Annotated in this window: 10 protein-coding genes; 1 reads left to right on the top strand and 9 read right to left on the bottom strand. The window is 71.3% G+C overall.

What is annotated here, in order from left to right:
* Positions 1-4 precede the first annotated feature (4 nt).
* Positions 5-2,095: a BTAD domain-containing putative transcriptional regulator gene (locus BLU81_RS22320; protein ID WP_092557471.1), complete on the bottom strand. Its 2,091-nt coding sequence runs from the start codon at positions 2,093-2,095 to the stop codon at positions 5-7.
* Positions 2,092-4,212, bottom strand: a complete 2,121-nt coding sequence (locus tag BLU81_RS22315) for a BTAD domain-containing putative transcriptional regulator (protein WP_092546450.1) — start codon at positions 4,210-4,212, stop codon at positions 2,092-2,094. The genes BLU81_RS22320 and BLU81_RS22315 overlap by 4 nt, the downstream gene beginning before the upstream one ends.
* Positions 4,213-4,477: 265 nt before the next feature.
* Here BLU81_RS22315 and BLU81_RS22310 point away from each other — a divergent pair, with 265 nt between their 5' ends.
* Positions 4,478-4,795, top strand: coding sequence for a hypothetical protein (locus BLU81_RS22310; protein WP_231954700.1), 318 nt, complete (start codon positions 4,478-4,480; stop codon positions 4,793-4,795).
* Between the two features lie 2 nt (positions 4,796-4,797).
* Here the strand turns inward: BLU81_RS22310 and BLU81_RS22305 are convergent, their stop codons facing one another.
* The 7 genes from BLU81_RS22305 to BLU81_RS22275 form a co-directional block, all read right to left on the bottom strand.
* The gene (locus BLU81_RS22305) at positions 4,798-6,117 is read right to left on the bottom strand and encodes a S8 family serine peptidase (RefSeq protein WP_157751734.1); all 1,320 of its coding nucleotides are present in this window, start codon (positions 6,115-6,117) and stop codon (positions 4,798-4,800) included.
* A 5-nt stretch (positions 6,118-6,122) separates the two neighbouring features.
* Positions 6,123-8,447, bottom strand: a complete 2,325-nt coding sequence (locus BLU81_RS22300; protein WP_092546447.1) for an RICIN domain-containing protein — start codon at positions 8,445-8,447, stop codon at positions 6,123-6,125.
* Positions 8,448-8,623: 176 nt separating this feature from the next.
* Positions 8,624-9,088, bottom strand: coding sequence for a cupin domain-containing protein (locus BLU81_RS22295; RefSeq protein ID WP_092546446.1), 465 nt, complete (start codon positions 9,086-9,088; stop codon positions 8,624-8,626).
* Positions 9,089-9,355: 267 nt separating this feature from the next.
* On the bottom strand, positions 9,356-10,120 hold the full coding sequence (locus BLU81_RS22290; protein WP_092546445.1) for a sulfite exporter TauE/SafE family protein: 765 nt from the start codon (positions 10,118-10,120) through the stop codon (positions 9,356-9,358).
* Between the two features lie 55 nt (positions 10,121-10,175).
* Entirely contained in the window at positions 10,176-11,243 is a 1,068-nt protein-coding gene (locus tag BLU81_RS22285) for a S8 family peptidase (protein WP_092546444.1), read from the bottom strand.
* A 38-nt stretch (positions 11,244-11,281) separates the two neighbouring features.
* Positions 11,282-12,079 (bottom strand): hypothetical protein, encoded by a 798-nt coding sequence (locus BLU81_RS22280; protein WP_092546443.1) that lies wholly within the window; start codon positions 12,077-12,079, stop codon positions 11,282-11,284.
* Between the two features lie 38 nt (positions 12,080-12,117).
* Positions 12,118-12,456: a hypothetical protein gene (locus tag BLU81_RS22275; protein ID WP_092546442.1), complete on the bottom strand. Its 339-nt coding sequence runs from the start codon at positions 12,454-12,456 to the stop codon at positions 12,118-12,120.
* Position 12,457: the final 1 nt, after the last annotated feature.

The raw sequence follows: 12,457 nt of genomic DNA, 5'->3' as shown, positions 1-12,457 counted from the left end.
CCGGTCAGGCCGGGCTGCCGGGTGCGGGCAGGGCCGACTCCAGCGCCTCCCGTTGTGACCGGGTGCACCGGCCGTCGGCCAGTGCCCGGCGGATCAGTTCCGCGGCCGTTCCCGGCGACACCCGCACCAGTTCGCCAGCGTGCGTGGTCAGCCACTCCACCAGCCACGCGTCGACGTCGGGCGTACTCACGGCAAGGTGTTTGGCGACCCGCGCGACAGTGCCGCCGCCGGCCGCCAGCACTTCCGCGGCGTGCCGGTGCAGGGTCGGCCGCAGGGCGGCCGGGACGCTCTCGATCAGGGCCTGCCGCAGCATCGGATGCCGGAACGTCAGGGCGCCGCCGGTGTTCACGACGACCTCCGCCGCCCGCAGGTCGGTCTCGACGGTCGACGGGGTCCGCCCGGTGAACGCCGCCACCTCCGCGACGGTGAACCGGTCGCCGAGCAGCGCGGCGTGACGCAGCGTCTCCCACTGGCCCGAATGGAGGTCGCTGAGTGGGGCCAGCACGATGTCGAGCAGGGACCGGGGCACCTCCGGCACCTGGGCACCGACTTCGGCTACCCCGCCGGTGATCTGGACGGCCTGTTGCCGGAGCAGCCCGAGGACCAGTTCCCGGGTGTACAACGGGTTGCCGCCGGCCAGCTCGGCCAGCGATCGAAGATTGGGGCCGGGTCTCGCACCGGCGGCCGCACCGAGGATCCGCGCGACGTCGCCCCGGTGCAACGGCCCGAGGGCCAGCACGTGCCCGCCACCAGCCGCCACCCGATCGCGCAGGCCGTTCGACTCCCGGCCGGCCGGCGTGGGCCGGGTCGCGGAGACCAACAGCAGCGGCAGGGACCGGGTGAATTCGATCAGCCGTTCCCAGACGAGCAGGCTGTCGTCGTCGAGCCACTGCAGGTCGTCGACGGCCAGGGTCAGCGGTCCGGTGGCGCACAGGTCGCGGACGTACCCGGCGATCCGGTCGACCGCCCTCGGATCTCCGGGCAGCACGGCGGCCAGCGCCGCGCGTTCCGAGTCGGCGGAGGTGGTCTCCAGGCCCAGCGTCCGCATCACCACCCGCAGCGGGACGCGGCGGCTGAGTTCGTCCGCGGCGCCCCGGGCGACCCGGCACCCGGTCCGCCGGGCCTCGTCCAGGGCCACGGCCAGCAGCTCGGACTTACCGATGCCCGGTTCGCCCTCGATCCAGACGGTTGTTCCGCGGCGGCTGTTCACCTCGCCGGCCAGGCGGCGCAGCAGCCGCACCTCGGTGTCCCTGCCGACCAGAAAACGGCCCCGCGGCCGGGCGGTCACCGGCGGGGACGGAGCCACGGGCGCCGGGGGTCTCGGTGTCGCGGCCGGCTGGTCCGGCGTGGCCAGGATCCGCCGCTGCAGCGCGCGGATGGTCGGGCCGGGCTCGACGCCGAGCTCGTCGACGAACACCCGCCGGGCCGCCCGGAACGCCTCGAGCGCCTCGGTGCCGCGTCCCGCCTGGTGCAGCGCCCGCATTAGCAGCTCATGGAACGGCTCGTGCAGCGGATGCGCCCGGACCAGCGTGGTGAGGTCGGCGACCAGGCCGTCGTCGCCGCCGGCCAGGATCAGCCGGGCCCGCTGTTCGGCCGCGGCGATCCGCAGTTCGCCGAGGCGGTATCGGTCCAGTTCGACGAAACGGCCGGTCAGATTCGCGTACGCGTCGCCCTGCCAGAGCGCGAGCGCCTCGTCGAGGCCGGCCACCGCCTCATCGGTCCGGCCCGCGGCAGCCGCGGCGCCGGCCGCGTCGTAGAGGCGGTGGAACCGGTCGGCGTCCAGGGCGTCCGAGTCCATTCGCAGGGTGTAGCCGGTGGCTCCGGAGGTCAGTGGCCCTCCGCCTCGTCCCGGCTCGCGGTGCTTCTCCAGGCTTCGCCGCAGCCCGGAGACGTACGTGTAGACGTTGCCCGTCGCGGTCGTCGGCGGGGAGTCACCCCACAGTGCGACGATCAGTTCATTACGGCTGACCACCCGGTTCGCGTTGGCCGCCAGCACCGCGAAGAGGGCGCGCCGGCGGGCCGTCCCCAGGTCGACCTCCTGCTCGTCCCGCCACGCGCGGACCGGTCCCAGGATTTTGACGCACAGCCCTTTCATCGGATCGCGGAGCACTCGTCCGGGGCGGATGACCGCCCGGCTGCGGTCGCGCCGAACAACCCGGCCCGGAACAGCGACTGCGCCAGCGGTGCGGTGAGCAGCCGGCGGCCCCGCGGCGAGAGGCTGGGGGAGGAGACGGCGTGCCGCAGCACGGCTATCGCCGAGGCCGGAGTGGTGACGCTCAACTGTTCGGCGTTGGCCGTCAGCCACTGTTCCACCCACGCGTCGATCGGCACCGGACCGGCCAGGAGCTGACCGGCGACCCGGCTCAGATCACCATCGGCCTCGGCGATCCGCTGGGCGAACTGCCGGTGCATGGCGACCCGGAGGGCGATCGGAATCGCGCCGTGCAGCACCTGGCGGATCATCGGATGCCGGAACCGCAGGCGGAGACCGTCCTCGATGAGAACCCCCGCTGTCATCGCCTCCTCCACGAGCGGGACCAGCGCGGGCAGGGGCATGCCGGTGACCGCCGCCAGGTCGATGACCCGGTGATTGTTGCCCAGGAAGGCGACCGCGCGCAGCAACTGCCGGGTGTCGTCGGCCAGTGGCCGCAGATGCCGGTAGACGGCCTCGATCAGCTCGGGCGTGGGAGTGTCGGCGGAGAGCCCCAGCCGTTCGGAGATGACCAGCTGACGCAGATAGAACGGGTTTCCGGCGGCGGCCGCGACCAGGGAGCGCACCGTACCCGGCTCGATCTCCGCCCGGAGCACCCAGGTGTGCACCAGTTCGGTGGCCGTCGAGTCGTCCAGCGGGCCGAGGTCGATCAGGGCGGTGCCGTTACGGGGCAGCACCCGCTGCAGCAGCCGCATCTCGTACCCGGTGGGCAGAGGGCGGGAGGCCGAGACGAGCAGCAGGGGCAGCCGTCCGGTGAGTTCGTGGAGCGCGTGCCAGACCAGCAGGGAGGTGTCGTCGGCCCACTGCATGTCGTCCATCACCAGCAGGACCGGGCCTTCGGCGCATCGCGCGACCACGAACGCCTTGACCGTGTCGATCACGGCCATGGTCGGCGGCATCGTCCCGTGGGCGGCGTGCAACGCGGCGAGCAGGTCGTTCACCGCTTCCTGGGGGAGGAACTCCGGTAGCAGGCTCAACGGCGCCCCACGATCGGGTTCGTCGCCGACACCCCAGCCGACCTGGACGCCGGAGGTGGCCGCGTCGCGCAGGCCCTCGGCGAGCAGCGCGGACTTGCCGATACCCGCCTCACCACTGATCCAGATGCTGCCACCGGGACCGCCACCGGCGAGAGCGGCCACCGTCTGCCGCAGCCGGGCGACCGTCGCGGTCCGGCCCAGAAAATCGGCGTGCCGGGGCGGCACCGGTGAGGAGACCCGCACCGGACGGGCGGCGTCGTCGGCCAGCTGGGCGTAGATCTTGGTCACGGCCGGGTCGGGTTCGGTTCCCGACTCCTCCACCAGGCGGTCACGCAGCTCGAGGTAGAGCGCTGTCGCCTCCTCCGTGCGGTCCTGTGCGGCGAGCGCGAGCAGGGCCACCGCGTACAGGCTCTCCCGGGTGCGATGACGGCCGGCCAGCTTCAGAAGACGGCCGGTGACCTCGGCGGCCCGGCCGAAGCCGAGCATCAGCTCGGCGTGGCGTTCGGTGGAGGCCAGGTACAGCTCGCCGAGCCGGACACGCTGGTTCTCGGCATGCGGCCCGGGGACTCCGGCCAGTGGCTCCTCGTCCTGCCACTCGGCCAGTGCCGCGTCCAGGGCGGCCAGCTCGCCACGGGCGTCTCCGGCGGCGCGGAACGTCCGGCTCTGCTCGCGCGCCCTCTCGAAGCGGCGCACGTCGACCTCGTCGGCCGACACGTGCAGGCGGTAACCGCCGCCCTGGGAAGTGAGGACGGATCCGGAGGACCAGCGGTCGCGGCCCGGTTCGAGCACCCGGCGCAGCGCGGAGATGTACGTGTAGAGGTTGCCCATCGCGCTGGCGGGTGGATCCTCACCCCAGACCGCGGCGATCAGTTCCTCACGGGGCACTTCCCGGCCGGGGTTGAGGACCAGGGTGGCGAAGACGGCCTGGCGGCGGGCGGCGCCCGGAGCAGTTTCCCGCCCCGCGAGCATCAGTCGGGGGGTGCCCAGCAATCGGATGTCCAAGCTGATGGGCACCGCCGTCATACGCGTCCTCGCTGTATCTTGTGCTAGACGTTTAGTCAACCGTTCGGCTGAATTATTAGCCGAACGATGTAATCTGGTCAACTTTTGGTGTGACGGTTGCGATGGCGTCGGTCGTCACACCTCGCCGCGAAGGCGATCGAGGGCATCCTGCCTGGCCGGACCGGGCACTGTCGGTCCCCTTGCGCTGACGAATCATCGTCCGGGGTGATGAAATCGTGAGCGATTCTGTCGGCGGGGTGCCGGCGAAATGGCCGTGGGGAGACCGATGGGTGAGGAATTCGCGGGCGAGACCTTTCTCACCCTCGCGAGCGAGGGGCGCTTGGTCGTCGCTTCGGAGCAGGCCGATTCCCTGATCGCGGACCTGGAGCGGACGATCGCCGAGCTGAACGAGCGGTTGAGCGTGCTCGGTCACTGGCGGCAGGCGCCGGGCCTGGATCAGATGCCGGCGGCGATCACCGGAATCGTGGTGGACGCCGTCTTCGCCGACCAGCTCTCCCCAGGGTGGATCGAGCACGCCGCCCGGGAACTCCCGAAGTACGTCACGGCGTTGCGACTGGCCCGCCAGACTCTCGCCGCCGACTGACATCAGCCCGCCTGTCCCGGCGGCGGCATCGGGGCCCGGCGTCGCTGCCACCGGCGTGAGACGAGCAGCACCGACAGGAGCACGATCAACCCGGCCGCTATCCCGATCAGCACGGTGCTCAGGGTGCCGAGACCGTTCCGTGGCTCCGGCGCCGAGCCGGCGGCGGCCGCCGGTTCAGCGGACTGCGGCGTGGTGACCGCGGCGACCGGGCTGACCACGCCGTCGACTGCCGTCGCGAGCACCCGCCGGGTGACCTCGGTGGCGGGCAACCCCGGGTCGGCCGAACGGACCAGAGTGATCGTGCCGGCCACGAAGGCGGCGGCGTACGCGGGACCGCTGCCGGCCCGGCCGATGCTGGCCACCTCGTCGCCGGGCGCCAGCAGATCCGCGGCGTCCGGTGCGGTGTTCCCGGCCGGCTGCCCGTCCCGGCCCGCCGCGCCCACCCGGAGCAGGCCGTCGGCTGCCCCGGCAGCGGCGGTAGCGGGTAGCACGACCACCACGTCGGCGGCGATCGCCTTGTTGATGGCGGTGCCGACCTGCGGGTCGGTGGCGTCGACGTCGGCCCCGATCAGCACGACCCCGGCGCCGGAGGCCGCCGCCACCCGGATGGCGGTCGCCGCGACACCCGCCGTGGGTTTGCCGGTCCCCGCCTTGACGGGCACGATCCTCGCACCCGGCGCCACCCCGAACGACCGCCCCTCGTCGCCGTCGTCACCGGCCACGATGCCGGCCAGGGCAGTCCCGGAGCCGGCGCAACTGTCGTCGCCGCGGCCGGTGCCGGAGGTGACGTCCGTGCCGGCGAGGACCCGGCCGGTCAGCCCGGTGGCGGAGCCGTCGACGCCGGAGCCCACGATCGCCACCTTGACGCCGGAGCCGTCCGCCACCGTCCATGCCCCGCTGGGTGTGAGCAGGGTCTGCCCCCACGTCGCGGCGGCCGGCGGCGTGGCGCCCCACTGGCACTTCGACGGGCGGGTCCGGCCGGCCGGCAGCGGACCGTGCTGGAGTTCCGCTCCGATCGCGTCCCCGGGCAGCACGAGATGCCAGCCTCCGGTGAGGTCGTCGGGGCTGACGAGCCGGCCGCCGTCGGGCTGTACCCGGCCGGCGTTGAGATCGAGGATCTCGCCGGCCCGTTCCGGGTCACCCAGGAAGCGTTCCGCGATCTCCCACAGGTTCTCCGGCGCCCCCTTGCCGACGGTGTAGTAGTACCGGTTCGGCGCGGCGTCCGTGCCCGGCTCGGCCCGGGCAGGCAGGGCGGTTCCGGTGGCGGTCACCGCGACCGCGGCGAGGGCCAGCGCGACGGCGCGCAGGGCGGTTGCCGGCATCGCCCTCACCACTCGGACTTCTGGACGAGCGCCCACTCGTGGTCGTCGTTCGACTGGCACGGGGACAGCGCCAGCCGGGTGGCGGGGCCGGCGTCCGCGCTACCGGGAACGTCGAGACAGAGTCCGGACGCGGTGTTCCGCAGCCAGTAGTAGGCGAATCCGCCGCTGGTCAACCGCGGCTCCAGCCGGAAGTGCTGGTTGTCGGCGTCGAAGCAGTTCGTCTCGTTGAGCGATGTCCCCGGATCCACGCTGCCGGTGCCCGGCGGGTCGATGCAGTAACGGTCGTCGGCGTTGCGGATCCAGTAGAGCTGGTACCCCTCCGCGTCGGCCGCCCGCGGCTCGAACGTCCACTCCTGGTTGTCCTCACCGGTCTTGGCACAGGGGAACTGGTGGACCGGGCCGTCCACCGGGCCCGCGGCATAACCGGGCACGTCGACGCACATCCCGGTGCCGAAGTTGAGGACGAAGTACGGGCCGTAGGCCGAGCCCGACGAGCCCGCCGCCTTGACGGCCGGCTGATTGGTCCGGGCCGGGGCCGTCGGCTGAGGGCGGGCCGCCGTCGGGCTGGGGGAGGGGGAAGCGGACGGGGAGGCCGAAGCGGACGGCTTCGGCGCGGGCTGCCGGACGGGCTGCAGACGGAGATCCTTGGCGTACGTGGTCTGCGCCTCGGACACCCGGACGGTCAGGCCGGTGACCGACGCCTCCCGATCGCCGCGAGTGAAGGCGGCCAGGGCGGCGCCGTATCCACCGTTGTTCTTGATCATTCGGCACATGGTGCGGCCGAGTGCCGGGATCGCCACGTCCGGATCCCACGGGGACCGGCCCGGCGCGGCCTTGACGTTCCTCGCCCACACCGTCGGCGGGAACTGCGCGATGCCCTGCTCGCCGGCCTCGCCCAGTTTGTCCGGGTCGAATCCGGAGGTGGCCATGATCTGCGCCGCGATCCGGGCGGGCGGCATGTCCGGGCAGGTCTTGCCGGCCGCGGCGATCGCCGTCACGTACGCCTCCGGCACCGGGACCACCGTGTCACCGGGGGTGGGAGCGGCCGTCGGGACCGGTGACGCGGCATGTCCGGTGAACCCCGGCTGCAGTGCGTACCAGTTCGCGTACCGCTCGACGGTCCGCACATAGTCGTCCGCCTCGCCGGGGACACCGCCGGCCGCGAGTACCGGCTCCATGCCGAGCCGGTGCGCCGCCAGGGCCACCCGCCACGGATCGTCGTCCAGGTCGACCATGCGGGCCTGGCCGAAGAGCCGGCACATGTGGTGGGCGAGAGCGGTGACGGAGGCTTTGCGATCAGTGATCTGCGCGCCGTCCCACGGGATGTTCTCCTGCCACTGGGCCGGGGTCAGCGCCGCCACCCCGGTCGCGCCGCCGTCCCGCATCGCGGCGACCGGCTGGCCACCGAAGTTCGAGGCGACCATGATCTGCCCGGCCAGCCGGGGCGCGGTGAGCGCGGGGCAGACGGACGCCGCACCGACGAGGATCCGCACGTCAGCCGTGGAGGCCCGGTTGCCCTCCTCCGGTTCGGCGGCGCTGGCCGCGTGCCGTGCGACCAGGCCTCCGGTGCCGCTCATGATCGCGAGCGCCAGTACGACGCCGAGCGTGACCGGGTGCCGCAGCAACGACCGCCGGGCAGGTGCCGGTGGCGCTGTCGCCAGGATGACCTCGGTGGGCTTCTCGGCGAGGATCTCAACCGGTGCCTCGGGGGCCTCCTGGACCACCGGGGCCGCGGGGGCGGTCTCCTCCTCCCACCGCAGGGTGCCGATGATCGCGTCGAACATCAGAACCGCGGCCTGGACCGGTTCGGCCTCGACGTCGCCGTCACTGATCGCGGTGAAGGTGACCAGACCGTAGGCGCCGGGCACCCGGGGATGGGCGATGTGGTATCGGACCTGCCGGGCAGGTGTCCGCCGCTCGGCAGGTCCGGCGGTGGTCACCGAGGAGACGCGGATGGCTTGCGAGCCGCCGATCTCCAGGTATGTCCCGTCCGGTCCGGCGCCGGCGAGAACCGACGCGAACAACTGCTCCGGGGCGGTGCCCTCCTCGACGTCCTCCACCACAGCGATGACGAGCGAACCGGGCAGTCGCACGCCGTCGAAGTCCCCGATCGGCAGCAGTACCGACCGGGCCTGGTGACGGCTCGCCTCGTCCACCGCCGCGGTGATCTCGCGGCGTAGCGCCCGCGGCCAGGGGCCGGTCTCGTCGGTGCCGGCGGGCAGGTGCCGGCGGACGAGACCGTCGATGATCCGGGCGCGTTCCCCGTCGTGGTCCGTGCCGGCCGGGATCTGCACCCAGCCGTCCGGGACGATCAACTCGAGGTCGATCATGATGGTTCCCCTTGCGGCGCGGGATGTAAAAGGTTCGTAACCATAGCGCAATCGATCTTCGCCGGCGGCGTCCGGCTTTCCATACGGAGTCCCGGTGCGCGGCGTTCAAGGTCGGTGCGCGGACACGTCCCGGTATCGGGGCCGGGCCGTTCCCATCAAAGGAAGAGGCGGCCTGGTTACGGTTGTTGCGGACTTTCGTGGGCCGTGGGGCCGACGGCGACCGGGCCGACCCACTTCAGATCAGGCACATTGACCACGATCGCGTCCTGGGTGGTGCGCGAGATCACCACGACTGCCTCGTTCTCCGGGTCCGGGTTCTCCTCACGGTGCGGCACCCACGGCGGCACGTAGATGTAGTCACCGGGTTTGGTGTCGACCCGGGTCTCGCCGTGCTCGGCGTCCAGGAAGACGAACGACGGGGTGCCGCTGACCACATAGATCGCGGTCTCCGACTCGCCGTGGTGGTGGTTACCGGAGTCGGTGCCGGCGGCGACGTGGGTCTGTCCCATCCAGAGGTTCCGGCTGCCCACTGTGCTGCCGCTGATCGCCTCGACCCGGCGCATCCCGGAGGTCTGGGCGGTGGCGCCGCTCAGGGCGCCGGACGCCACGTGGTGCAGCCGTTGGTGAAAAGGGTCGCTCATGCCCGCATCTTGAATCGTCAACACCCCCGATGCCAATGAGATCCTATCGGTTTACTGGGATATTGGAAGGCTGGTGAACAGCGCCGGCCAGGATCCCGGTCAGGGCCGTGGCGGCGCCGTCGAAGAGATCGGCGGTCAGGCCACGGCGCGGCCAGACCAACAGTTCGAGAGGCTTGGGGGCAGGTCGTTCCGGGCGGTCAGGCCCTCCGGCCGCTGACTGTGCACTCGCAACCCGGCGCTCTGGCCGGCGCTTTTGTAGCGGGGCTCTCAGGCGTTGCCGGTGACGGCGTCGTGCCACAGGTAGGCGGCGAGGGCCAGCGCGGCGACGGCGATGACCAGGCGCAACGGGCGTTCCGGGGTGCGGCGGACCAGGGCGGGACCGATCCAGCTGCCGACCAGGCAGCCGACGCCCAGGAGGGCGGCCGCCGCCCAGTTCACCGGGGCGATCACCGCGTAGAGGACGGCCGCCGACAGGTTGGCGGCCGCCAGCACCACACTCTTGACCGCGTTCGTCACCGGCAGCGGCTCCACCACCGACATCGACAGGACGGCCAGCATCAGCACTCCGGCGGCCGCCCCGAAATAGCCGCCGTAGATACCGATCAGGAAGATCGCCACCCCCATCGGCGGCTGCGCGAACCGCCCTTTCGGCCGCGTGTACCACCCCCGCAGCTGATCACGCAGCAGCAGGACCACCGCGGCCAGAGCGATCAGCACCGGAACGATCAGTTCGAACACCGACGACGTGGTGTTCATCAGCAGCACCGCCCCCACGGTCCCACCGAACAGGGCGAACACCCCCAGCCGCAGGATCCGCGCCCCTTGCCCCCGCAGCTCCGGCCGCGACCCGGCGGCCGACCCGACCCCGCTGGCCAGCAGCCCCACCGAGTTGGTCACGTTGGCCGCGATCGGCGGCAGCCCCACCGCGAGCAGAGCCGGATAGCTGACCAGCGACGCCAGCCCCGCCATCGACCCAGTGAGCCCGGACCCGACACCCCCGGCCACCAGCAACACCGCGTGTTCGATTCGCACGATCCACCTTATCGGCGGAGAAAGTCCCGAAACGGCGGCAATGCTGTCTGAATCATCACCCCACCCGCCGTCGCCGACGCAGCACTGTCACCACGACGACGACTGTCACGACGGCGACCGCCAGGATCACAGCGCCGACCGCGACGGCGATCACGGGTAGTGAGTTCCCGCCCGAGGAACCGGGCTCGCCCAACGGGTTGGCTCGCACCTCGGGCACGTCGTCGGTAACGGCGGCCGCGGCATCCACGATCCCGTATCCGTAGGTGCCATCCCGGCCAGGCCCGTCACGGTCAGCGGCGGTGAGCAGGATCCGGTTGATGACGGATGGTCCCTTCAACTCCGGATACTTCGACCGGACCAGCGCCACCACGCCGGTGACCAGTGCGGCGGCCACTTCGTCGCCGTCCGGCAACCGCAGGGTTCCGTGACCGCCCGGTGCACCGGGCACCAAGCCGATGATCTCGTCGCCGGCTTGTACGGACGGCCCGGTGCCGGGTGCGCGAATGCTGACCCGGCCGTTCGGAAGGACGTTCGGTGGGAGGTTCCCGTTGCGGTCCACTCCGCCGACCAGGATGACACCGGCCGTGACATCGCGAGGCATCTGGGCACCCTCGCTGAGCGCCGCGACCACCACCACGTCATGAGCCAGCGCGTAGCGGATGCCCTCGAAGTCGTTGCCGATACGGGGGAACGGAGCCGTCGCGAGGTCGATCACATCGGCACCCGAGTCCACCAGCCATCGGATGCACGCCGCAGTGTCGTCCGGCAAGCCGGTGCAGATGACCGGCTGGACCCGGGCGCCCGGCGCGACCCCCAGAAGCCCGGAGCCACCTTGGGCGACCATCAACCCCAACTCACCCGTCGCGTAGTCGTCAGGCCCGGGGTAGTCGGCGCCGACCTGCTCGAAACCGCCGAACAGGTCCTCCGCGGCGCGCCGGACCGTCGGCAGGACGGCGTCGCCGAGATCGGGATGGGCGACGGGCAGGCCACCGGTGAGCAGCCCGATGGTTACTCCGTCACCCGTGCTGGCCCGCTGAGCCTCAGAAACGTTGATCGACTCGAGGTGCCACTGCCGCTCGTCGGGAGCCGCCCCCAAATTGGTCGCCGTGACCAGTGCAGCCACCAACGAAGCCGCTCTACGTAGCAGCACTCGCGAACCCCTCACTCGAACGTCACCATGTCCGGCCAGGAGTCCCCCAGGGATCCGGTGATCTTCTTGGCTTCCAGCATCTTGTTGATGAGTGCGGTCAATTGAGCGAGAGCCGCATCGATCTGTTCCCACATGCTCTGCACGGCTATCTCGATCAGCTCGGCGCATTTGCCGAGGGCATGAAACGCCCCCACTACAGTGGCGGCCTCGGCGACGGCCGCCAGAATCGCACCTCCGATGTCGAAGAGAGGTTTGACGAGCATCCAGATGTAGGAGGCGTTGACGGCCACGAGCTCACCCAGCCAGGACGCCATCTCTCCACCTGCTTGCGACAAGCCGTCGATGTTCTTGACCTGGATGGGAACGCGCTGGTCGTACGCCTTCCTAGCGCTGCCGGACCAGTTGTTCAGGTTGATCACGTACTGACCGGCGGTGTCGGACATCGCCGATACCGGGGCTTGGACGACGTTCAGCCATCCGAACGCCCTGTCGATCAGGGAGAAGACCGGGATCGCTCCGTCGAGGACCGTTTCGACGAAATCGAGGATCTCGTGGACGCTCTCTCGCAACCTGTCCATGGTGCTCTGGACCTTGTGCCCGTACAGGTAGGCGCCACCAGGGCCGAGCGGACCGGCGAACGGCAGAGCGAACCAGCCGGCATTCCGGGTCTGAGCCACAGCCAGGTGTACGGCAGCGGTGAGGCTGTCGAGGTGGGTAGCGACCGTCGCCGCGTTCTCCCGCGCCTGGCCCACACTTGCGCTCAGGTCGGACCCGGCAGCGCTGATCTGTGCTTCCAGCGGCTGTGTCATCGTCTGCGTTCCGTTCGTGTCCGGGAGAAGGGCGTGACTCAGGTCGGCCCGTAGATGCCGCGAAGGTCCTGGGCGGAGTCCTGGTCGGTGGTCTGCAGGAAGTCGTTGGCCCGGCGAAGCGCCCCGCCGATCTGGTTGAACTCCCGGGCGGCCTCGCCAGTCAGCGTCGTGACGAGCCGCCAGACCTGGTCGTACGCGGCCATCGCCATCTGTGCCTTCATCGGATCGTTGGTGAAGAACGCGGTCGTCTGGAGCTCCAGGCCGGCGAGACCGGCCTGGACGGCGGCCATGTCCTTCGACAGGCGATCCCACTTGGCCGCTTCGTCCAGAAGGGCGTCCTCGATGAGGCGAACCTCGTCGCTACTGTCGCCAGGCATC

Origin of the sequence: Actinoplanes derwentensis (genome assembly GCF_900104725.1) — a bacterium.
Taxonomy (GTDB): domain Bacteria; phylum Actinomycetota; class Actinomycetes; order Mycobacteriales; family Micromonosporaceae; genus Actinoplanes; species Actinoplanes derwentensis.
Note: the sequence above shows the minus strand (reverse complement) of the source record. Positions and strands in the feature narration are given on the sequence as shown.

What these genes read in the sequence shown, in the direction of transcription:
- BLU81_RS22295 (WP_092546446.1), bottom strand. Translation starts at nt 9,088, where the DNA reads ATGAGCGACCCTTTTCACCAACGGCTGCACCACGTGGCGTCCGGCGCC.
- BLU81_RS22300 (WP_092546447.1), bottom strand. Translation starts at nt 8,447, where the DNA reads ATGATCGACCTCGAGTTGATCGTCCCGGACGGCTGGGTGCAGATCCCG.
- BLU81_RS22320 (WP_092557471.1), bottom strand. Translation starts at nt 2,095, where the DNA reads ATGAAAGGGCTGTGCGTCAAAATCCTGGGACCGGTCCGCGCGTGGCGG.
- BLU81_RS22305 (WP_157751734.1), bottom strand. Translation starts at nt 6,117, where the DNA reads ATGCCGGCAACCGCCCTGCGCGCCGTCGCGCTGGCCCTCGCCGCGGTC.
- BLU81_RS22280 (WP_092546443.1), bottom strand. Translation starts at nt 12,079, where the DNA reads ATGACACAGCCGCTGGAAGCACAGATCAGCGCTGCCGGGTCCGACCTG.
- BLU81_RS22315 (WP_092546450.1), bottom strand. Translation starts at nt 4,212, where the DNA reads ATGACGGCGGTGCCCATCAGCTTGGACATCCGATTGCTGGGCACCCCC.
- BLU81_RS22275 (WP_092546442.1), bottom strand. Translation starts at nt 12,456, where the DNA reads ATGCCTGGCGACAGTAGCGACGAGGTTCGCCTCATCGAGGACGCCCTT.
- BLU81_RS22310 (WP_231954700.1), top strand. Translation starts at nt 4,478, where the DNA reads ATGGGTGAGGAATTCGCGGGCGAGACCTTTCTCACCCTCGCGAGCGAG.